Annotated in this window: 25 protein-coding genes and 1 pseudogene; 8 read left to right on the top strand and 18 right to left on the bottom strand. The window is 69.7% G+C overall.

Annotated elements, in window-relative coordinates; translation table 11 throughout:
- Window positions 1–17 precede the first annotated feature (17 nt).
- From ACFPLC_RS23185 to ACFPLC_RS23175, 3 genes are read right to left on the bottom strand one after another with little or no spacing between them, the layout of a single operon-like run.
- Window positions 18–335, bottom strand: coding sequence for a DUF1048 domain-containing protein (locus tag ACFPLC_RS23185; protein WP_378207590.1), 318 nt, complete (start codon window positions 333–335; stop codon window positions 18–20).
- A 1-nt stretch (window position 336) separates the two neighbouring features.
- Window positions 337–693, bottom strand: a complete 357-nt coding sequence (locus ACFPLC_RS23180) for a DUF1048 domain-containing protein (protein WP_378207587.1) — start codon at window positions 691–693, stop codon at window positions 337–339.
- A complete protein-coding gene (locus ACFPLC_RS23175; protein ID WP_378207584.1) occupies window positions 690–1,016 on the bottom strand; it encodes a PadR family transcriptional regulator in 327 nt (108 codons plus the stop codon). The genes ACFPLC_RS23180 and ACFPLC_RS23175 overlap by 4 nt, the downstream gene beginning before the upstream one ends.
- 90 nt (window positions 1,017–1,106) lie before the next feature.
- Here ACFPLC_RS23175 and ACFPLC_RS23170 point away from each other — a divergent pair, with 90 nt between their 5' ends.
- A complete protein-coding gene (locus tag ACFPLC_RS23170; RefSeq protein WP_378207581.1) occupies window positions 1,107–1,871 on the top strand; it encodes an ABC transporter ATP-binding protein in 765 nt (254 codons plus the stop codon).
- On the top strand, window positions 1,868–2,617 hold the full coding sequence (locus tag ACFPLC_RS23165) for an ABC transporter permease (RefSeq protein WP_378207578.1): 750 nt from the start codon (window positions 1,868–1,870) through the stop codon (window positions 2,615–2,617). Before ACFPLC_RS23170 ends, ACFPLC_RS23165 begins: the two co-directional genes overlap by 4 nt.
- 28 nt (window positions 2,618–2,645) lie before the next feature.
- Here the strand turns inward: ACFPLC_RS23165 and ACFPLC_RS23160 are convergent, their stop codons facing one another.
- The gene (locus ACFPLC_RS23160) at window positions 2,646–2,771 is read right to left on the bottom strand and encodes a hypothetical protein (RefSeq protein ID WP_378235909.1); all 126 of its coding nucleotides are present in this window, start codon (window positions 2,769–2,771) and stop codon (window positions 2,646–2,648) included.
- Window positions 2,772–3,002: 231 nt separating this feature from the next.
- Here ACFPLC_RS23160 and ACFPLC_RS23155 point away from each other — a divergent pair.
- Window positions 3,003–3,834 (top strand): annotated as a pseudogene (locus ACFPLC_RS23155) (IS5 family transposase).
- A gap of 482 nt (window positions 3,835–4,316) precedes the next feature.
- Here the strand turns inward: ACFPLC_RS23155 and ACFPLC_RS23150 are convergent.
- On the bottom strand, window positions 4,317–4,484 hold the full coding sequence (locus ACFPLC_RS23150; protein WP_378207576.1) for a hypothetical protein: 168 nt from the start codon (window positions 4,482–4,484) through the stop codon (window positions 4,317–4,319).
- A gap of 45 nt (window positions 4,485–4,529) precedes the next feature.
- Window positions 4,530–4,946 carry a hypothetical protein gene (locus tag ACFPLC_RS23145; protein WP_378207573.1) on the bottom strand — a complete coding sequence of 139 codons (417 nt, stop codon included), beginning with the start codon at window positions 4,944–4,946 and terminating at the stop codon, window positions 4,530–4,532.
- Window positions 4,947–5,160: 214 nt separating this feature from the next.
- On the opposite strand from ACFPLC_RS23145, the gene ACFPLC_RS23140 reads away from it, so the two are divergent.
- Entirely contained in the window at window positions 5,161–5,457 is a 297-nt protein-coding gene (locus ACFPLC_RS23140) for a hypothetical protein (protein ID WP_378207570.1), read from the top strand.
- 67 nt (window positions 5,458–5,524) lie between these two features.
- On the opposite strand, the gene ACFPLC_RS23135 is transcribed toward ACFPLC_RS23140, so the two are convergent.
- From ACFPLC_RS23135 to ACFPLC_RS23125, 3 genes are all read right to left on the bottom strand, one after another.
- Entirely contained in the window at window positions 5,525–5,929 is a 405-nt protein-coding gene (locus ACFPLC_RS23135; protein WP_378207567.1) for a ribonuclease domain-containing protein, read from the bottom strand.
- A gap of 126 nt (window positions 5,930–6,055) precedes the next feature.
- Window positions 6,056–6,244 carry a hypothetical protein gene (locus ACFPLC_RS23130; protein WP_378235908.1) on the bottom strand — a complete coding sequence of 63 codons (189 nt, stop codon included), beginning with the start codon at window positions 6,242–6,244 and terminating at the stop codon, window positions 6,056–6,058.
- A 101-nt stretch (window positions 6,245–6,345) separates the two neighbouring features.
- Window positions 6,346–6,495, bottom strand: coding sequence for a hypothetical protein (locus tag ACFPLC_RS23125; RefSeq protein WP_378207562.1), 150 nt, complete (start codon window positions 6,493–6,495; stop codon window positions 6,346–6,348).
- 39 nt (window positions 6,496–6,534) lie between these two features.
- Between ACFPLC_RS23125 and ACFPLC_RS23120 the strand changes: the two genes are divergently transcribed.
- Both ACFPLC_RS23120 and ACFPLC_RS23115 read left to right on the top strand, forming a co-directional pair.
- On the top strand, window positions 6,535–6,759 hold the full coding sequence (locus ACFPLC_RS23120; RefSeq protein ID WP_378235907.1) for a hypothetical protein: 225 nt from the start codon (window positions 6,535–6,537) through the stop codon (window positions 6,757–6,759).
- Window positions 6,760–6,842: 83 nt separating this feature from the next.
- The gene (locus ACFPLC_RS23115; protein WP_378207559.1) at window positions 6,843–7,055 is read left to right on the top strand and encodes a three-helix bundle dimerization domain-containing protein; all 213 of its coding nucleotides are present in this window, start codon (window positions 6,843–6,845) and stop codon (window positions 7,053–7,055) included.
- Here ACFPLC_RS23115 and ACFPLC_RS23110 read toward each other — a convergent pair.
- The 4 genes from ACFPLC_RS23110 to ACFPLC_RS23095 all read right to left on the bottom strand — a co-directional run bounded on the left by ACFPLC_RS23110 (window position 7,048) and on the right by ACFPLC_RS23095 (window position 10,900).
- Window positions 7,048–7,836 (bottom strand): hypothetical protein, encoded by a 789-nt coding sequence (locus ACFPLC_RS23110; RefSeq protein ID WP_378207556.1) that lies wholly within the window; start codon window positions 7,834–7,836, stop codon window positions 7,048–7,050. The two genes, ACFPLC_RS23115 and ACFPLC_RS23110, sit on opposite strands and share 8 nt — an antisense overlap.
- A complete protein-coding gene (locus tag ACFPLC_RS23105) occupies window positions 7,823–9,346 on the bottom strand; it encodes a vWA domain-containing protein (protein ID WP_378207553.1) in 1,524 nt (507 codons plus the stop codon). Before ACFPLC_RS23105 ends, ACFPLC_RS23110 begins: the two co-directional genes overlap by 14 nt.
- Window positions 9,343–10,575, bottom strand: a complete 1,233-nt coding sequence (locus ACFPLC_RS23100; RefSeq protein WP_378207550.1) for a hypothetical protein — start codon at window positions 10,573–10,575, stop codon at window positions 9,343–9,345. The genes ACFPLC_RS23105 and ACFPLC_RS23100 overlap by 4 nt, the downstream gene beginning before the upstream one ends.
- 157 nt (window positions 10,576–10,732) lie before the next feature.
- Window positions 10,733–10,900 carry a hypothetical protein gene (locus tag ACFPLC_RS23095; protein ID WP_191308511.1) on the bottom strand — a complete coding sequence of 56 codons (168 nt, stop codon included), beginning with the start codon at window positions 10,898–10,900 and terminating at the stop codon, window positions 10,733–10,735.
- A 254-nt stretch (window positions 10,901–11,154) separates the two neighbouring features.
- Here ACFPLC_RS23095 and ACFPLC_RS23090 point away from each other — a divergent pair, with 254 nt between their 5' ends.
- Complete coding sequence (locus tag ACFPLC_RS23090; protein WP_378207547.1) at window positions 11,155–13,962, top strand: ATP-binding protein; 2,808 nt, start codon at window positions 11,155–11,157, stop codon at window positions 13,960–13,962.
- On the opposite strand, the gene ACFPLC_RS23085 is transcribed toward ACFPLC_RS23090, so the two are convergent.
- Window positions 13,959–14,504 (bottom strand): DUF6328 family protein, encoded by a 546-nt coding sequence (locus ACFPLC_RS23085; protein WP_378207544.1) that lies wholly within the window; start codon window positions 14,502–14,504, stop codon window positions 13,959–13,961. The two genes, ACFPLC_RS23090 and ACFPLC_RS23085, sit on opposite strands and share 4 nt — an antisense overlap.
- 107 nt (window positions 14,505–14,611) lie before the next feature.
- Window positions 14,612–16,117 (bottom strand): alkaline phosphatase family protein, encoded by a 1,506-nt coding sequence (locus tag ACFPLC_RS23080; RefSeq protein ID WP_378207541.1) that lies wholly within the window; start codon window positions 16,115–16,117, stop codon window positions 14,612–14,614.
- A gap of 219 nt (window positions 16,118–16,336) precedes the next feature.
- On the opposite strand from ACFPLC_RS23080, the gene ACFPLC_RS23075 reads away from it, so the two are divergent.
- Entirely contained in the window at window positions 16,337–17,554 is a 1,218-nt protein-coding gene (locus ACFPLC_RS23075) for an IS110 family RNA-guided transposase (RefSeq protein ID WP_378208288.1), read from the top strand.
- A 39-nt stretch (window positions 17,555–17,593) separates the two neighbouring features.
- Here the strand turns inward: ACFPLC_RS23075 and phnE are convergent, their stop codons facing one another.
- From phnE to ACFPLC_RS23060, 3 genes are read right to left on the bottom strand one after another with little or no spacing between them, the layout of a single operon-like run.
- Window positions 17,594–18,394, bottom strand: a complete 801-nt coding sequence (phnE, locus tag ACFPLC_RS23070; RefSeq protein WP_378196019.1) for a phosphonate ABC transporter, permease protein PhnE — start codon at window positions 18,392–18,394, stop codon at window positions 17,594–17,596.
- A 10-nt stretch (window positions 18,395–18,404) separates the two neighbouring features.
- A complete protein-coding gene (locus tag ACFPLC_RS23065) occupies window positions 18,405–19,142 on the bottom strand; it encodes a phosphonate ABC transporter ATP-binding protein (RefSeq protein WP_378196022.1) in 738 nt (245 codons plus the stop codon).
- Window positions 19,132–20,043: a phosphate/phosphite/phosphonate ABC transporter substrate-binding protein gene (locus ACFPLC_RS23060; RefSeq protein ID WP_378196025.1), complete on the bottom strand. Its 912-nt coding sequence runs from the start codon at window positions 20,041–20,043 to the stop codon at window positions 19,132–19,134. Before ACFPLC_RS23060 ends, ACFPLC_RS23065 begins: the two co-directional genes overlap by 11 nt.
- Between the last annotated feature and the right edge of the window lie 7 nt (window positions 20,044–20,050).

Below are 20,050 nucleotides of genomic sequence, written 5' to 3'. Positions count from 1 at the left end.
TTCACGCCGCTTTCCGGCTATTTCCCACCCTTGTCCGTGAGCGACTGCTGGTAGCGGTCGGCGTAGGTCGGCGAATCCTTGATCAGCTCGTCGCAGAAGGCGGCGACGTCCTCGCCGATCACGTCCAGGACTCCCCTGCCCGTCGCGGCGCTCTCCTCGAAGAAGTCGACGATCCCCGAGAGCAGATTTCCCTCGAGCAGGTCGACCGGCCCGACCTTGAACAGGTACTTCTGCATCTCCTTGTAGACGATCTGGTAGTCCGGCGGCAGGGCTTTGACCCGAGCCAGGTGCGCCCGCCACTGCTTCTTGCCTTCGATGACGTCCTGGATGCCCATGTCAGCCTCCCAGCCGGCCCAGTTTTTTCGCGACATTCCGGTTCAGCTGTTTCCGCCACCGGTCACGGAAGTTCTTGGCGCCTTCACCGCCGGCGAGCGCCGCACAGAAGCCCTCGACGTCGTCTCCCAGCACGTCGTGGACGTTCTGGCCCTCCGCTGCGGTTTCCTCCAGCAGCCCCAGCGCGCCGTCGAGGATCGGCATCAGGTTGCGACCCGAGAAATCCCCGTAGAGGAGGAGGTTCGCCTTGATCTGTTCCCACGCCGCCCGGTAGTCCTCCGGCAACGCCCCGGCCCTGGCTTCGAAAGCCTGGTATTCCCGGGTCATGTCGCTGCCGGTGATGGTCTCCCAGAAGTTCATCCCCCACCTTCCTTCAGTTTGTCGATGCGCGAGGAGACGTACTGCCACTTCGCCCAGAACCGCCCGAGCTCTTCGCGACCGGCGTCGTTGAGCGCGTAGAACTTGCGCGGCGGCCCCTTCTCGGACGGCCGTTTCGTCACCTGGACGAGCTTGTTCTTCTCCAGCCGCAACAAGATCGTGTACACGGTCCCCTCGACGACGTCGCCGAAGCCGAGGTCGTTCAGCCGGCGCGTGATGGCGTAGCCGTAGGTCTCCTCCTTGCCGATGATCTCGAGCACACAGCCTTCGAGGGTGCCCTTCAACATCTCCGTCAGGTCGTCCATCGCTCCTCCGGGCTCGCCCTAGCGGCACTACTCAGTACTACTGTATACCAGTACTCAGCAGTACTGACTAGCTGGACGAGGGGATGACCGATGACAGCGATACGAGTACGCGGCCTCGAGAAGTCGTACAAACAGCTGCACGTCCTGCGCGGCGTGGACTTCGACGTGGCACGAGGCAGCATCTTCGCTCTCCTCGGCTCGAACGGCGCAGGCAAGACCACCGTGGTGCGGATCCTGGCCACGCTGCTGAAGCCGGACGCGGGGAACGCCGCGATCAACGGCTTCGACGTCGTCACCCAGGCCGACGACGTGCGCGCGGCGATCAGCCTCACCGGCCAGTTCGCCGCCGTCGACGAGATCCTCAGCGGCCGGGAGAACCTGGTCCTCATCGCCCGGCTGCGCCGGCTGAAGCACCCCGGCGAAATCGCCGACGACCTGCTGGCGCGCTTCTCCCTGACCGACGCCGCCACGCGGAAGGTGTCGACCTACTCCGGCGGCATGCGACGGCGCCTCGACATCGCCATGAGCCTCATCGGCGATCCGCCGGTAATCTTCCTCGACGAGCCGACCACCGGCCTCGACCCCGAGGCACGCATCGAGGTCTGGGACGCGGTGAAAGGCCTCGCCGCCAGCGGCACCACGGTGCTGCTCACCACCCAGTACCTGGACGAGGCCGAACAGCTCGCCGACCGGATCGCGATCCTGCACGAGGGCCGCATCATCGTCAACGGCACCCTCGCCGAACTCAAGCAGCTCCTCCCGCCCGCCAAGGTCGAATACGTCGAGAAGCAGCCGACCCTCGAAGACGTCTTCTTCGCCGTCGTCAGCAACCGCACGGAAAGCGAGAACCGATGACCACGGACACCACCATCCTTTTGGGGCGGTCGCTGCGTCACATCACCCGCAGCCTGGACACCATCATCACGACCGTCATCACCCCGGTCGCCATGATGCTGATGTTCGTCTACGTCTTCGGCGGCGCAATCGATACCGGAGCGGGCTCCTACATCGATTACATGCTGCCAGGCATCCTGCTGATCACCATCGCTTCAGGCATCGCCTACACCGCACTGAGGCTCTTCACCGACCTCAAGAGCGGCATCTTCGAGCGTTTCCACTCCATGCCAATCACGCGCTCCGCCGTGCTCTGGGCCCACGTGCTGACCTCGCTGGTCGCCAACCTGATCTCACTCGTGATCGTCGTGGGCGTAGCGCTGCTGATGGGCTTCCGTTCGGGCGCCGGGCCGCTGGCCTGGCTCGCGGTCACCGGCATCCTGCTCCTCTTCACCCTGGCCCTGACTTGGGTCGCGGTCATCGCCGGCCTCACCGCGAAGACAGCCGAAGGCGGCGGTGCCTTCTCCTACCCCCTGATCTTCCTGCCGTTCCTCAGCTCGGCCTTCGTCCCCACGGACACGATGCCCGGACCGGTGCGCTGGTTCGCCGAACACCAGCCGGTGACGTCCATCGTCAACACCATCCGCGCCCTGTTCACCCAGGCACCGGCCGGCACCGACATCTGGACCGCTCTGGCCTGGTGCGCGGGGATCCTCATCGTGGCTTACGTCTTCGCCACCGCGGCCTATCGCCGCAAAATCCCCTGAGCAAATGTCAGCGCGACGACCGTCCGTGTCAGGGCCACCGGACATCGTGCAACGCAAGGGCCAGCGCGGTCGAGCTCCGGACCGACGGTGCACTGCCGCGGCGCAATCCGCCCGGCACCACCGCGGCAAGCGCCGTGTCAACCAACGCGAACACGGCGAGGTTCGCCAGCCGGGCTGTTTCTTTCGGACTGCAACACCTCGAGGTGTGACACAACGCCCGCATCGACGGAACGTGCCCGCCTGACACCCTACTGTGCCTCGACAGCGCCGCAATCCGTTGGCTCATCAACTCGTCGACACCGCTTGAAGTGAGGTCCACGGCGCTGCTGTTAAGACCGCATCTCATTTGGGTGTGTGATCAGGCCGGCGATATCGTTGATCGGCGATGACCGATGTGGAGAAGTGGTGCCCGGAGCCGTTGTGGCTGCTGGCGTACCCGCTGTTGCCCGATGCGCCGCAACGCCACCAGGGCGGAGGTCGGCGCCGGCTCGACGACCGTGCGGTGCTGGCCGCGATCTTGTACGTGCTGCAGACCGGTTGCGCCTGGTCAGCACTTCCGGCCTCGTTCGGGGTCAGTGCCGCGACCGCGCACCGCCGGTTCACCGAGTGGGTCGAGGCGGAGGTGTTCGCCCGGCTGCACCAGATGATGCTGGACTTGCTCGGTTCTGCCGGAGCGATCGACTGGTCCCGGGCGTCGGTGGACGCGATGCAGGTCAGGGCGGTAAAAGGGGGGATCTGACCGGCCCCAGCCCGGTCGACCGGGGCAAGCCGGGCTCGAAGATCCACGCGATGAGCGAGCGTGGCGGCCTCCCATTGGCGGTGGTCATCTCCGCGGCCAACCGCAACGACCACCTGACGTTCGAGGCGGTGGTCGATGCGGTCGCGCCGATCGCCGGGCCGGTCGGACGGCCGCGGCGCCGGCCGCACAAGCTGCACGCGGACAAGGGCTACGACTACCCGGCCTGCTAGAGGTGCTGCGTGCGCGGGGCATCGTTACCCGGATCGCCCGCCGGGGGATCGAGTCGGCCAAGCGGCTGGGTCGATATCGGTATGTCATCGAGCGGACCTTGGAGTGGGTTTCCCGGTTCCGTCGGCTGGCACGCCGCTACGAGCGCAAGGCCGCCCACTTCCTGGGCTTCGCCCAGCTGGCCTGCGCGGTGATCTGCTACCGCCGAGCGATCAAGCTGGATCTTCTGGCCCACAACAACCCCAAATGAGATGCGTTCTAATACTGCAACGACACTTCGTGATGGCCGCGTCGGCGGTAGTGGCTGGCTCGCGCTCGGGCTTGGCTGATTCGTCGCCATCGTGACCAGTGCATCGCATGCTCGATTGTGTTTATGACCCGCGTGGCGACCCGGTTGAGCAGCTTGCGAATCTCGTTGGACGTGAGCGGTATCAAGCCGGGTGTGGATCCCCTTTTTTCGCAGCGTCTCGAGTGATGACGAGGAAGGCTGCCGCAGTTCAACCGCGTCGCGGAGGCCGGCGCTGCCGAGCTCGTCAGGTGGCCGCTGCGCCTGCAGAACGCGCTGTAGCTGCCAGAAGTCGACGTCGAGAAGGTCGTCATTGAGCCGGTAGCCGCGCCTGAAGCGCACGCCGTTCACGATGTCGCGATAGCCCAGAACGCCGCGAACTGCATTTGGCAGCGAACTGGGCACCCCGAGGCTTCGCAGCGACGAATCCAACTCGATGCCAGGGCTTACGCCTCGGGCTCTTCCTCGGCGTCGTCGTGCGGAAGGATGACATCCGGTCCGGTCTCCCCGGCCCCGAAGACATCGGCGGTGTCAGGCGCCCCCTGACCAAGGTCGGCGGCAGCGATCTCCTGATGTCCTGTTTCCGCATTCGGCTCGAACGGCGAAGTCGTCATGCCCCGGGATACCCCGTGACCGGCGTTTCATTCGTCACTGCGCGATCAAAGGCAGCTGGACGTCGCCCGGTAGGCGGCGATCCTGACCCGCAAGCCACGCAGGTGGACCAGGTCGATGACGAAATCCGATGCGGGCCGGTAGCCCGCGGTCGCCTGCCCGGTCCGGCAGGGTCCGCTCAGGTAGACGAACTCGTCTTCCGGGTCATACCGCGGCTGCGACCAGACGGCGGGGTCTCCGGCGGCGGCATCTCGCCGACGGCCCCGGGCCAGCCAGTAGACCGGCAGCTTCATCACCTCGCCGAGCGCCTTGTCGAAGGCCGCGAGGTCGCCGTCGGCTATCGCCAGTCCGCGGCCACTCCATACCCGGGGTGCCCAGTAGGCGCCAGCGGAGGCATGAGTGAAGGTGGCGTTGTCGCCGGACGCGGTGATTGTCCAGTTGGCCACCGTGGTGATGGTGGACATGAGGGCTCCTTGCGGTTGCGGCACCCAGCTATGGCACACCGTAGTAGATCATGTTCGGGAGGAGGCCGCCGACAGCGCGCGAGTGGTGCGTCGACCGGTGGATACGCGCTGACGACCGAGGTCAGCGACACGTTCCAGCCGTCAGCGTAGACGTTGTTCATCTGAGATTCACCTGCAGCTCACCCGTGGGCGCTAGTCGTGCGACGCTGTGGTCATGCTGGACGAACAGCCCGATGGCCCCGCACCACAGTCGGTGGCCGAACTCACCGCGGATCCCGCGTGGACGGTCACCCGCACCGGGACGAGGGGTCAGTGGCTCACCGCGGAGCGGGTCGTCCAGCAGGACGGGCACCGCCGGGTCGTCGGGCTCACGCCGATCCGGCCGGGCACCGTCGCCGTCATGCTGTGGTCCGACGGCGACGTCGTCGAGCACGCCCGCGGCAGCGAGGCCGACGCTTGCACGACCGCGCACCGCTGGGTCGCGAAGCTCCTGGCCGACGGACAGCTCTGAGCCGGGGCCTTGCCGTGCTCGGCGCCCGAACCACGGGCACCGGAGCACGGCTTGAACCTCAGCGGATTCAGATCTGGTAGAAATCCGTGTAGTGGTTGGGCGAGAACCACACCACGCCGGTGGTCAGATCGACGACGATCCGGTAGGCGTCGCGGGCCGCGCCGCAGGTGCGCGGATAGACGTCGAACTCGCGGAAGGAGTGGCCGGCCGGCAGCTCACCTTCCCGGTTCTGGTAGGTGCCGCCCGCGTAGTTGCACTTGCCGCCGGGCCAGTCGTACCAGCCGCGCGTACCGGGGTACCCCTTGCTCTGCCAGGTCGTGTTCGCCGAACGGGCATCGGCGCAGCGGGTCTGCGTGCAGGAGCTGTACACGCTGGCGTCGGCCATGGTGGTGGTGACACCGAGCGTGGCAGCCACCGCGGTGACGGTCACGGCGAGCCGCTGCGCGGTCCGGGAAAGCAGGGAAGCGGGCACGGAACCTCCTCGTCTCGTACGGGCACCGGAATGGTGGCTGCCGCGTCGAGCCGGAAGGCGACCGGGAACGTACCGATCCGGTGAACTTCCGGCGTCAGGTGCGGGACCGGCTCGGGCGGAGCCCGTTCAGCCGAGCCGGATGACGATCCCGGTCAGTCCGCTGAGGACACTCGCTACCCCGGCGCGGACGGCCGCTGCGGCGCGGGCAGGGGTGAACGACGCCGGGTCGTAGCCTGTCGACGTGCCAAGGCCCTCGCCGCGGAACGACGCGCCCGGCCAGTTGGCCGCGGTTACGTTCGCCGTGGGTTCGGCCAACTCGGCGCCGAGCACGAGGAACTGCCGGTCGAGGTGGTTGGCCGTGACCAGGGCCAGCGCGTCGACGAGGTCCTTGCCCGCGGTGATGATCAGGTCGGGGGTCAGCTGAACCGGCCGGGGTCCTTCGCTTCGACGTTCTTGACACTGACGCCTTCCCGCTGAGCCCAGTCGGTCACGGCCGCCGTGAGCGTCCGGGTTGGCTGGTCGTCGCCCGCAGTGAGCAGTACGACGCGGTATTCGCGCCGTCGCATCGCCGGCCCGCTAGCCGCGATCGCCGCTTTGGTCGCCGGGTGCGGCGCGTCGCTGACGACTGGTCCGCGCCGCACCCCGCGCCCGCTCCGATCGGCGCCCTCGGCGCCGGGTTCGTCACCGGCCCGCCGACCCCGAAGCGACAGTCACGCCGAGCCCCGGCTCCTGGACGGCGTCCGGCCGTCGCCGCGCTGACAGTGGCGGTGATCGTCGCCGGGCTCGTCCGACGCCGCCGACGGGTACCGGAGTCATCGAGCAGCGCGTGAATTTTTACTGTTCACCTTGGGTTCATCTCGCGGTCGTCTCATGGGGCATGTTGTCCGTACCACGGCCGACCGGAAGGTGAACGATGAGCACGTTGGACACGATGGCCTCCGAGCAGCTCGACACCCACCTCGCCCAGCTCGAGGACCGCTTGGGCCGCGACTACGCGAACGTCACCCGCAGCCGGCTGCACGCCATGATCGACCGCGAGCGCGCCCGGTTCGCCGGCGCCCGCATCCACGCCTTCGTCCCGATCCTGGTCGAGCGGGCGGTCCGGACCGCGCTGGCCGCTACTTGAAGATGGCGATGGGGTGCACGATCAGCTCCCCGCGATGCGGGTCCCAGTCCTCGACGCGGCCGAGGCACTGGGCGTGGAAGGTGCCGTCGGGGACCTCGTCGGCGTCGCGGAAGCCGCGGATGCCGCACCGGAAGCGCACCCGCGGCCCGGCGAGCGGGTCGGCCGGGTCGCCGTAGGCGGCGATGAAGGTCGTGTAGCCGGGTTCGTCGGAGCGGACCCGGCGGAACAGGCCCCTCATCGACACGAACGCGTCCATCCCGCGCAGCCGCGCCGTGCGCAGCCGCGTGGTGTCCGGCCCGTCGGCCCAGCCGAGCGCGGTGACCAGGGCCTTGTTCTGCACCAGTTCGCGCTTGACGAGGTCGACGTACACGATGTCGTCGCGCTTCTCCAGCACTTCCATCACCATGCCGATGACGGTGATCGGCTCGGCGCGTTCGATGTACCGGCTGAACACCTCTTCGGTCCTGTTCTGCTCCCCCGTGGCTTCTCCGGCCGGGAACCTGATCCTCCCGCTGATCGACCGGCCACGGTGGGAGCGCTTCTCGATTTCCTTCTCCAGCGCTTCGCTGTAGCGGTCCTGCTGGTACAACCCCATCACCGAGTTGTGGTGCAGGTAGAACGCGATCCCGCTGATCGGGCCGGTGCCCTGGCCGCGGTGCGCGCGACGCCAGTGGCGGACGAGGATCACGCCCGCGGCCAGCAGGAGCAGCAGCGTCAGGATCCAGACGCCCCACCAGATTCCCCAGGTGCTCCGGTAGAGGGAGCCGTCATCGGCAGCCACGGGTCTCCTTGAACGCGTCGAGCAGGGACGTCGCCGTCGCGTCGGCCAGCCGGCCACCGGTCGCGGCGGCGACCCGGCCGAGTTCGGCCGCGTCCGCCTCGCCGAACCGCACGGCGTAGGTGTGCACTCCGGGCGGCGCGGGACGACGCAGGAACTCGTCGGCCCCCAGCCCCGCGTTGTTCTCACCGTCGGTCATCAGCACGATGGACACCGGTTCGGTCTTCGCGAACTCCGCTGCCTTGTCGTAGGCGTACGCCAGCGCCGACCAGACCGCAGTGGCGCTGTCGAACTCTTCGGTGTCGAGGAAGCCGCGCACGGCCGCGAGGTCGGCAGGCCCCTCGACGGCGAAGTCCCGCTCGGCGAGAACGCGGCCGCCGAAGCGGATCATCGTGATCTTCTCGCCACGGTAGAACCGCTCGAACTCCGCCTCGCCGGCGCCGGTCAGCGCGTCGAACGCGGCGCGCAGCGCGGTGATCCGGCTGCCCCGCATCGAGCCGGAGAAGTCGAGCACGAAGACGACGTGGCCGGGCGTGCGGCCCCGCGGGTCCGCGTAGTAGGCGAGCAGCTTGTCGACGACGTCCTGGTCGTCGGGGAAGTACAGCGCGGTGCCGACGCTCTTCGGCAGGCGCGGTTCGAGCGGCACACCCTCGGTGGCCGGACGGCGGAGCGTGCGTTCCATGATCTTCCGCTGGGTGTCCGGGCGCTTCAGCCAGTCGGTGACCCGCTCGTACGCGCCGCGCTTGCCGGGGTCGAGCAGCAGCAGCGGGTACTCCGACTGCATGATCCCGTCCCGCGGGTAGATCAGCTCCAGCGGCGCGGCGAGCCTCCCGCTCGCGTTGAGCGAAAGCAGCGTGGACTCATAGCCGATCACCGCGTCCACCTCGCTCTGGTGCGCGGCGAACAGGTCGACCAGCGCACTGGAGCTGTTCGCGGTGAGCGACTGCCCGGTGCGGAACCCCCGCAGCCGGTCGCAGACGACGTCCTGCGGCCGCAGCGCGGCCCCGGTGCCCGCGGCCGCGGTGGCGACGCCGACCAGCGCCGACAGCCCGCTCGCCGACCGGGCCGGGTCGGCCATGGCGAACCGCAGCGAGCCCGCCGCGGCGGCGTCGGCGAAGTCCGCCCAGGACACGTCCGGGTGCCGGCTGCGCAGCGCGGCCGCGACCGGTGGCTTCACGCCGATGACGATGGGCGAGAGCATGATCCGCGTGGCGGCCGGGCGCTCGCCGGTGAAGCCGGACTTGCGCAGCTTGAGCTGGAAGTACCGGTCGGTGGACAGCCAGGCCAGGTCGTGGTGGTACTGGCCGGGGGTGAGCGCGGTCCCGGCGTCGACGGTGCCCTGCAGGTCGAGGTCCAACCGGATCCCGGTGTCCGCGCGCAGGTCGTCGAGGATCGGCCCGAGATCGGCGAGCTCCGAGCTGGCCAGCACGCTCAGCCGCTGCTCGCCCGGCCCGCCCGTGCACGCGGTCGCCACCAGGACCGCGGCCAGCAGCATCGCGACGAGCCGCTTCACGGGCAGTCACCGACGGTCTTGATCATTTCCTCCAGGACCGGGTTCGCCGGCAGCGGAGTGGTGCTGTCGTTGTCGGCCTGCTGCGGAGTCGGCAGCCCCTGTTCCGCGAGGAAGGCGTACAGCCGCCCGCTCTTGTTGCTGCCCGCCGGGGTGGCGACGCCGAAGCCGAGCTCCATCGCCCGGCGTTGCAGCTCCGGGTCGAACGTGATCAGCTCGCCGAGCCGTTCCGCCTCCGGCCGCAGCGGCACGAACTGCGGTTTCGTCAGGATGTTGTCCTTCGGGTACAGCAGCACGTGGTCGGGGTCCTGGCGCCCGGTCGCGGCCTTGATCCGCAGCTGCTGTTCGAGGTACTGGTGCTCGTAGATCACCACGATCGGCTTGTCGCCCTCGGCGAGGTTCCAGTACGACTCCGAAAGGTCGGCCGAGGCGAAGCCCTGCCGGTTCAACAGCGGCTTGACCCGGTTGGCCAGCTCGTGCGCGTTGCGCAGCGTCGCCGGGCCGGCCGGCTCGCCCGCCGGCGCCGGGTCCGCCAAGGGGACCTGCCTGCCGTTTTCCAGGTAGGCGATGAGTGCCAGGTAGGTCGCCCCGGAGTTGGAGTCGCAGACGTTCGAGGTTTGGGCGAGCACCAGGTTGCTGTTGTTGACCCCGTCGATGCCGAGCGAGTTCCAGGTGGCGCCGGCCTTCATGGCCTGCACGAGCTTCTCGGTGTCCAGGGTGTAGTACAGCGGCTCGTCGGTCCCCGGGGGCGCGGACGCGATGCCCTTGCGCAGCAGCGCTTCGGCGTAGGGGCGGTAGGTGGCGAGCACGATCGGGCTGGTGAACGGCTGCCGGATGGTGCCGCCCAGCTTGTCGGCCCGCGCCGTGCGGACGAGGCCGGCCGCGGGCTCGCCGGAGAGGAACGCGAAATCGTACTTGTCGAGGTCGTGGATCGCGGTGTCCCGGGAGCCCGTGCGCGTGACGTGGACCCGGATGTGGTGACGCATCAGGAGTTCCTGGACCTGCGCGTCGGCGAAGAAGTCCGCCTTCGAGCCCATCTTTCCGGCCAGTTCCAGGGTCGGTTCGAACGGGACCAGGAGGTTGCCCGACAGCAGCAGGGTGACCAGCCCGGCGATCGCCAGTCCCAGCACGGGCCCGAAGGATCGCAGGAACCCGCGCCGCAGGAAGAAGGCCGAGGGCCGGGGCCGGACGGTGAGGTGCGGCTCTTCGAGGGTGGGACTCTCGGTCGTCACCGAATCAGACCTCCGGAGGGATTCCGCCGCAAGAAGCGGACGTTTCGCCCAGGAAGTCTATCGAGCCGGTTCGTTCGTTACAGGCAATTTTCCGAAACGACGGAACGGCCGCGGCGGGAATGGTCTTCCAGCCACGGCCGCAGGACCGTCTGAGCCCTTAGTTGTAGCCCATTTCATCGGGCGACACGCCGTTGTAGCCCATCTCGGCGAGGACGGCGGCCGGCGCCGCACTCTCGGCGGCGACGGCGAAGGTCGCGGAAGTTCCCAGGACACCAGCCGCGAAGAGGGTCAACGCGACCGCGGCGACCGCTCGGCGAACCGACATCATTCCTCCGGTTGTCAATCGGGGCGAAACCGACTTCCGTGCCAGGCAGACGCTTCCAGGTCCACCACAACCGGCCGACAACGGATGGTTAAGGCCCCGCCAACGCCAGGCGGCCAACTCATGCCCGAGCCAGTTCTCGAACAATGAACGAATCACAACTTTCAAGAATGAGAACAGCGGGTTTCCGACGCGTCGTGCAGCAATGTCGAGTACACCTCTTGTTCAGCAACTGTTCTTCTTCTATTATCGAGTGTGTGCAACCGCTCACGGACGGTGTCGACCTCCTGATCGGCCGGGACGGTGAGCTGTCCCGGCTGGTGGGCTGGGTGCACGACGTCGCCGCCGGCCGCGGGCGGGCGGTCCTGGTGGACGGCGAGCCGGGCATCGGCAAGTCCACCCTCGTCCAGGCCGCGTGCGCGGTCGCCACCCGGTCCGGGTGCCAGGTCTTCCGCGGCGCCGGCGACGAACTGGGGCAGGCGCTGCCCCTGCTCCCCCTGCTGGACGCGCTGCGGATCACCGGATCCGCACCGGATCCCCGGCGAGGAGCCATTGCCGGGCTCCTGCGCGGCGACACCGGGCGGGGCAAGGGAGCGGATCTCGCCGCGGCGGCCGCCGAGCAGCTGCTGGTGCTCGTCGACGAGCTCTGCCAAGGCGGCCCGGTGGTGCTGGTGGTCGACGAGCTGCAGTGGGCCGACCGCGCGACCGTGGCGGTGTGGGGCAGGCTCGCCCGCTCGGTCCGGCAGCTGCCCTTGCTCCTGATCGGTGTGCTGCGCCCGGTGCCCCGCCGCGACGACCTGCGCGCGCTGCGGCGGATCGTCGGTCCCGCCGACCGGCTGCGCGTCGGCAGGCTCACCGAACCGGCCGCGCTCGAGCTGGTGGCGAAGCTGGCCGGCGGCAAGCCGGGCGAGCGGCTGGAGGGGCTGGCCGACGGCGCCGCGGGAAACCCCTTGTACCTCACCGAATTGCTCGACGCGCTGACGCGGAGCGCGTGCCTGGCCGTCGACGACGCGGGGATCGCGGAGCTGACCGGCGGCCCGGCCCCCGACTCGCTGCCGGAAGCGATCGCCGATCGGCTGGACTTCCTGTCGGAGCCGGCGCGGGCGGTGTTGCGGGCGGCCGCGTTGCTCGGCGTGGGGTTCTCGGTCCCGGACCTGACGGTCGTGGCCGAAGCCGAGCTGGCCGTTCTCGTCTCCGCGCTCGACGAGGCACGGGCCGCCGGGGTGCTGGTGGCGTCCGGCGACAACCTGGCGTTCCGGCATCCGCTGATCCGCCAGGCCCTGTACGACGAGCTGCCCGCCGGGGTCCGGGTCGTCTGGCACCGGGCCGCCGCGCGGGCCCTGGCCGATGCCGGTGCCCCGGTCGAGCGGGTCGCCCGGCAGCTGCTGCCCACGGTGTCCGCCGCAGACGCCGTCGAACCGGTCCCGCGCTGGGTCGTGGACTGGCTGCTCGGCGCCGCCACCCCGCTGATCGGCCAGGCGCCCGAGGTAGCTGTCACGCTCTTGCGTCGCGCAGTACAGGGCGGCGACGCGACGGCCGGAGCGCTCGGCTGCCGGCTGGCCGAGGCGCTCTACCGGGTCGGCGACTTCGGCGGGTCCGAACGCGTCGCCGTCCGCGCCCTGTCGCGGGCCGTCGACCCGGAACTGCGCGTCGACCTGCACACGACGGTGACGCAGTGCCGGGCGATGACCGGCCGCTCCGCCGAATCCCTCGCCGCGCTGAGCCAGGCCGCGGCCGCACCGGACCTGTCTGCCCGCCACCGGGCCCGGCTGCTCGTGCTCACCGCCCGGACGCACCGCGACCTCGGCGAAGTCGACACTGCCGCGCGGGTCGCCGCCGCGGCGCTGGCGGAAGCGGGCGACGACCACTGGGCGACCGGGTGGGCCCTGCATGTGCTGAGCCTGGTGGCGATGATGCGCGGCGAGTGGACCGCGGCGCTGCCGCTGTTCGAGCGCGCGATGGCCACCGCCGCGGACGATCCCACGCTCACCGACCTGGGCCTGCTGCTGCGGATCAACCAGGCCGTCACCTTCGGCGCGCTCGACCGCTACCCGGACGCGCTCGCCGCCGCCGAGCGGGCCCGCGAACGGGCGGACCGCGCGGGCAGCGTGGTGCGGCTGACCCAGGCGCAGAGCGCGCTCGGGCAGCTGCTGCTGGGCAGCGGGCGGTGGGACGACGCCGTGGCGGAGGTCGACGTCGTCCCGGACGAGCTCAAGGATCCGAGCGTGGCGTGCTGCGACCACGGCGTCGCCTCGATCATCCACTTCCACCGCGGCGAAACGGCCGCGGCGCAGGGACACCTGGACGCGGCGGCACCGTGCGCGGACCGGATCGGTGGCCGGGTCGTGGAATCACTGGTTCTGGCGCGCAGCCTCGCCCTCGAGCAGAAAGGCGAGCCGGACCGGGCGCTCGCCGCGTTGACCGCCGCGCTCGCGAGCGAAGACGAAGGAGAGGGCCTGCTCGGTGACGCCGTCCGGCTGGCCGTGGAAACCGGGGACACCGCCACCGCGGCCGCGGTCGGGGCCAGGATCCGTGCGACTACGGCCGGAGCGGACGTCCCGCACCGCCGGGCACTGGGCCTTTACAGCCAGGGCATGACCGAGCGAGAGGCGGCGACCCTGCTGCGCGCCGCCGACGGCTACCGCGAGGCGGGCCGTCCTCTCCCCCGCGCCAAGGCGCTGGAAGCCGCCGCAATCGCGTTCGCCGAGGCCGGTGACCGCGGCTCGGCGCGGGCCGCCTTCACCCGCACGCTGGACCTGTACGGCAGCCTGGGCGCGCACTGGGACGTGGCGCGGCTGCGCGCCCGCTTCCGGACGTTCGGCATCCGGCGTGGCCCGACGGTGAAGCACCGCCAGGCCACGCACGGCTGGGAAAGCCTGACGCCGACGGAGACCAAGATCGCCGCCCTCGTGGTGGAGGGGCTGTCGAACCCCCAGATCGCGACCCGGTTGTTCTTGTCGCCGCGCACGGTGGCCACCCACGTGTCGCACATCCTGGCCAAGCTCGGCGTGCACTCCCGCATCGACATCGCTCGCGAAGCGAGCAGGAATTCGGCGTCGGGCTAGCGGTCTCCGGAGTGGCGCATCCGGCTCCACAGCGGGAAAGCGAACCACCACAGCGCGAACCAGCCCAGCGCGCCGGTGGTGAACCACGCGGCGTGCGCGGGCCCGAGGGTCACGCTGAGGATCAGCAGGAGCGCGGAGCCGATGGAGAGCATGAGCAGGGTCAGCCCGCACAACGCGAACCGGCTGGACGCGAGCACGAGCTGCCGCTTGAGCCGCCGTTGGTAGACGAGCCGGTGAAAGGCGGCCGGCGCGATCAGCAGTGCGGTGGCGGCGGCCCCGAGCACCAACGCGGCCACGTAGACGCTCCGCTCGAACTCGGTCAGCGTCGCGAAGCGCGGGGTGAAGGCGACGGTGAGCAGGAAGGCGAGCAGCAGCTGCACACCGGTCTGCGCCACCCGCACTTCCTGCAGGATCTCGGCGTAGTTGCGGTCCAGCCGCTGCGTCGGCGTCTCGCGACGCACCGCGAAGTTCCACTGGTCGTGGGCGTCGGGCGGCTCGGCCGGCCGGTCCGCGGGGGTCTTGTCGATCTCGTTCACCGTCATGCAGCCACGATCTCGTGACCGCCGGATCAAGACATCGGTCGATCAAAGTATGCGGGAAGCGACGGCCCCGCCCGGGCGCCGGGCGGGGCCACGCCTCCACGCCACTGTCAGCTCAGGGTCACGCCGGGGTTGTCGACGGCCCAATACCAGTTGTTCGACCCGTCGGCCAACCGCCACCGCACCACCATCCCGGCCGCTCCGGAAGGCACGCTGACCCGCACGGACTCCACCTTGGCGAGCACGTCGCCGGGGTAGGTCAGCACCGTCTGGAACGCGCCGCCGTCGAAGGAGACCGCGAGCGTCGCCGTCTCGGCTCCCTCCTTCAGGTAGTGCGATCCGAACGTGATCGTGGCCTTCGTCTTCCCGGTCACCGGGTACCGCGGCGACATCAGCGAGCTGGTGAACGAGCCGTTCACCAGCTTGTCCGACCACTCGTCCGAATCGGCGACCGCGAACACGCCCCGCGCTCGGACGTTGGTCTCGCGCTGCTGGTCGGGCTGCGTCCTGGTCCAGAACTCGTCGGTGGTCAGCGACCAGCCGCGCCACTCGGTGACGCCGCCGGTGCCCATGGCGCTGTTGTCGATCGACCAGCCGCTCGGCACCGACTTCGTCCAGCCGAGCACACTCGCCGGGATGCCGGACTCGTCGACGCGGGAGTTGAGCGTGACGCTCTCGAACGGGTCCGCCGCCGGTGTGCCCAGCACCTGACCGTCCAGCGGTGCGCCGACCCCGAAGAGATTCAGGACCGTCGCGGCGATGTCGACGTTCTTGGGCTTGACCGCCATGGTGCCCGCGGGGATGCCGGGCCCGGTCTGGATGATGAACGACGAGCGCTCCGGTGGCGTCGACCCGCCGTGCCCTCCCGCGTCGGTGTGGCCGTGGTCGGTGGTGACGAGGAACGTCCAGTCCTCGTCGGCGTAGGTCGCGCGCGCCTTGACGGCATCAAGGACCTTGCCCAGGTTCTTGTCGGTCTCGTTGATGGCGGTGGTGTAGCAGCTGCTCGCGGCGCCGCAGCTGTGTCCTGCGGCGTCGACTGCGTCGAAGTAGACGAACGACGCGTCGGGGCCGTTGTCCTTGAGGTACGCGGCGGCGCGACCGGCGACGATCGCGTCGGCCTGCGGGACGCCGATCGAGTCGTCGACGTTCTCCCGCTTGTCGATGGCGCCGGCGAAGATCGCCCGGCCCGCGCTGTCGGTGGTCAGCGGGGACCAGTCGGTGATCGCGTAGGTGGACAGCGCAGGGTTGGCATTTTCCAGGCGGGTCAGGAAGTCCGGGTACTGGGCGAAGTTGGTGGTGGTGCCCCAGTTGTTGCTGGTGACCTTGTGCTTGTCGGGCCATACGCCGGTGGCGATGGTGGCCCAGCCGGGGCCGGACATCGTGGGCGCCATGGGGTTGGCGTACAACCAGGTCTTGCTGGAGCGGCCAGAAGCGATCAAGGCGTCGAGGTGAGGGGCGTCGGCCGGGGCGATCTTGTCGAACAGCAGACCGTCGATGCCGAGGACGACCACCTTCTTCGGCCGCGCGGTGGTCTGCGCGGCCGAATGGGCGGCCGGCACCAGCGCGGCCATCGCGACGGCGGCCACCACGGCCGCGAGCAGGCGAGGTGTTCTCATCAGGTTTCCCTAAGGTTGATGTTGTTCGGGGTGAGTGCCCCGGATGCCCGGGGCGATGGGGTGTGGCTGATCGGGTCTCTGCCGTGTGGTGGCTCGGAAGGAATGGCCGCCCTGTCGTTCTGGACGCCCTGGCCACTGATTCAGATCTGCTGCGGACCGTCGCTGTTTAGGGACCTGCTGGCGGGGTTGTCCACGGGGTTGACCTGCGACAACAGGAGAATGAGGGTGACGGATCGGCCGCTGGTCTGGGTCGGTGTCGACGTCGGCAAGGCCACGCATCACGCGTGTGTGATGGACCCGGCGGGGAAGGTGGTGTTCTCGCAGAAGGTCGCCAATGACCAGGCCGCGATCGAGCAGCTCGTCGCCCGCGCCGGCCAGGCCGCCAGTGAGGTGCGCTGGGCGATCGATCTGACCAGCAACGCCGCCGCACTGCTGGTCGCCGTGCTGATCGCGACCGGGCAGCAGGTGGTCTATGTGCCCGGGCGGGTCGTCAACCGCATGACCGGGGTGTTCCGGGGCGAAGCGAAGTCCGACGCCAAAGACGCCCGGGTGATCGCCGAAACCGCGCGGATGCGCACCGATCTGACGCCGGTCACCGCGACCGACGACCTGGTCGTCGAGCTGACCCGGCTGACCGCCCATCGTGAGGACCTGATGGCCGACTGGATCCGTGGCGTCAACCGGTTGCGGGACCTGCTGACCGGCATTTTCCCTGCACTGGAACGTGCCTTCGACTACTCCACCCGCAGTGCCCTGGTACTGGTCACCGGTTTCCAGACCCCGCAGGCGATCCGCGCGGCCGGCGAGTCCGGCGTGGCCGCTTACCTGCACGAGCACGGCGCCTGGGCCCAGGGCATCCCCGCCATGGCCGCCGATGCCCTGGCTGCCGCGCACGCCCAGACGGTGCGGCTGCCCGGTGAGGCCACCACCGCGATGCTCATCGCGGGACTGGCCCGCCGGCTGCTGGCCCTGGACCGACAGATCAAGGACACCGACAAGCTGCTCACCAGCCAATTCCGGGAACACCCGCAGGCCGGGATCATCGAGTCGCTGCCCGGCTTCGGGCCGATCCTGGGCGCGGAGTTCCTGGTGGCCACCGGCGGCAACCTCGCCGCCTTCGCCACCTCCGGGAGGCTGGCCTCCTACGCGGGCCTTGTTCCCGTGCCTCAGGATTCCGGCCGCGTGACCGGCAACCTGCGCCGTCCCAAGCGCTACAACCGCAGGCTGCGACGGGTGTTCTACATGGCCGCACTGTCCAGCCTCAAGGTCACCGGCCCCTCGCGGACCTTCTACGACCGCAAGCGCAGCGAACGCCTCATCCACACCCAGGCCCTGCTCGCCCTCGCCCGCCGCCTGGTCGACGTGCTCTGGGCCCTGCTGCGCGACGGCCGGACCTTCACACCGACCGCGCCACACACCGCTACCGCGGCAGCTTGACACGATCATTCAGATTCCTTCCCAATGGTGCGCCGCGGTTCAGGCGCCGATGCGCCTGCGCACGACCGCGGACAGCTGGTCGACGGCGACGACGAGGACGAGCACGACGAGGATGTGCGTCACCATCTGGTCGAAGCGGAACAGCTTGATCGACTGGTTGATCAGGAAGCCGATTCCGCCCGCGCCCACCAGGCCGAGCACGAGCGAGGAGCGGACGTTGACGTCGAACCGGTAAAGCAGCAGGCCGACGAACTGGGGCAGCACCGTCGGCAGGACGGCGTTGACGGCGATCTGGATCGGCCCTGCACCGGTGGTGCGGAGGGCTTCGCGGGGTCCGGGGTCGGATTCCTCCATGGCCTCGGCCCACAGCTTGCCCATGACCCCGGTGTTGTGGCAGATCAGCGCGAGCACCCCGGCGAACGGCCCGAGGCCGACGGCAGTGACGAAGATCAGGGCGAACACGACGTCGGGCACGGAGCGCAGGAACGACAGCAGCGAACGACAGGCTTGGTAGAGCACCGGGCCACGGGTCGTGGCCTTCGAGGCACCAAGCGCCAGCAGCAGCGCCGAGGGAATGGACAGGGTGGTGCCGAGGAGTCCGATGTAGAGGGTGACCAGCGCGGCCTCCAGGCTCGGCCGCAGCACCGTGGCCCACGTCAGGTCGGGCGGCAGGGCGTCGCCGAGGAAGTCCGCCATGCCCCGCCAGCCGTCCACCAGTGAGCCGGGCGAGAACTCGGTCTCGTTCCAGGCGAGGACGTGCACCGCGAGGACGGCCAGGGTGATCCCCACGGCCACCGTCGACGGTCTCGTGCGGCGAGGTGGGATGAGTGTGCTGGACATGGCCTCTCTCTCAGGCTCCGCTCGACTGGGCGACCGGGTGGGGCGTTCGGGACTCGTGTCCGTAGAGGACGTCCAGATCGGACTCTCGGATGGCCGGTGGTGGGCCGTCGAGCACGATGCGGCCTTCGTGCAGCCCAACGATGCGGCCCGCGTGACGGCGGGCGAGGTCCGGCTGGTGCAGGACGGCCGCGACCGCGAGGCCCTCCCCCGCCAAGGAGGCAAGCAGGGAGACGACCTGTTCGGCCGCGCTCGGGTCCAGGGCCGACACCGGTTCGTCGGCCAGGATCACCTTCGCGCGCTGGCAGAGCGCACGGGCGATGGCGACGCGCTGTTGCTGGCCGCCGGACAGCTTGCCCGCCAGGTCGCCGGCCTGGCCGGCGAGGCCAACCCGGTCCAGGCACGCCATCGCCTCGGCGCGCAGGGCGGCCGGGAACAGGGCAGGGGCCAGCGAGCGGTGCAGGGGCAGCCGGCCGAGGGCACCCGCGCACACGTTGTCCAGCGCCGTGCGCCTACGGACCAGGTGGATCTGCTGGAAGACCATCGCCGCGCGGTCGCCCGCCAGCGAGATCGTGCCCGCGTCCGGCGTCTGCAGGCCGACGGCGCAGCGCAGGACCGTCGACTTGCCCGAACCGTTGGCGCCGAGGACGGCGACGAACTCCCCCGCGTGGACGTCGAGGTCCACACCGGACAGGACGGGCCTGCCCGCGAACGACTTCCGCAGCCCCCGGATCGACAGCTCAGACGTCATCTTCGGTCAACCCGAGCGTGGCGGCCAGGTCGAACAGCGGCTGGTAGGTCTGCTTGCCGACCGCCACCAGTGGGCCGGCCGGGTCGACGTCGAGGAATGCGCCGACCTTGGCGACGTCCTGCGGTGTCAGCTCCAGCAGGGCCTTGCGGATCTTGTCCTTGAGGACGGCTGGCAGGTCGCCGCGCACTGTGATCGGATCGTTCGGGATGGGTTCCGATCCCCAGATCCGGCGGAACTTCGACTCGTCGAACGTTCCGGCGGCCTTGGCGCTCGCCAGCTGCTGGCTGTTGATCTCCGCCGCGTCGACCTTGGCGTTGTTCAGCGCCAATAGGGCCTCCGGGTGGCCGCCCGCGTAGTCGAGCTTCAGCGCGTTCTCCGCGACGCCCGCTTTCTTCAGCGCGTACCGCGGCAGCGCGTCGCCGGAGGCCGAGCCCGCGCTCGAGAGGGCGAGCGTCCGCCCGGCCAGATCGCCGACGGACCTGACGGGGCTGTCCGCGGCCACCCAGATCCCGGCGGTGTAGCTGGTCAACTTGCCGCCGGCGTCGGCGAAGGACGCCGTGGCCTCGGCGTTGGCCTTCTGCGACGCGAACACGAAGCCGAGTGGGCCGAACTGGGCCACCTCCAGCCGGCCGTTCTTCATGGCCAGCACTTCGGCCGAGTAGTCCTCGACGACCTGCAGTTCCACCGTGCACCCCAGCTTCTTCTCCAGGGCTTTCGCGAGCACGTCGTAGGCAGGGGTCAGCTTTACGGGGTCCTCGTACGGCTCGATGCCGAACCGGACCCGGCCGTCCGGGCAGTCGCGGCCCGCGGCGGCCGGGGTGGATCCCGCCCCGCACGCGCCGAGGGTGAGAGCGAGCAGTGCGGCCGAGGCGAGCGCCGTGAGTCTGGAGGAAGTGCGCATAGCGGTG

The organism is Amycolatopsis plumensis (assembly GCF_042652605.1).
GTDB lineage: Bacteria > Actinomycetota > Actinomycetes > Mycobacteriales > Pseudonocardiaceae > Amycolatopsis > Amycolatopsis plumensis.
This window is presented reverse-complemented; position numbering and strand designations above follow the sequence as displayed.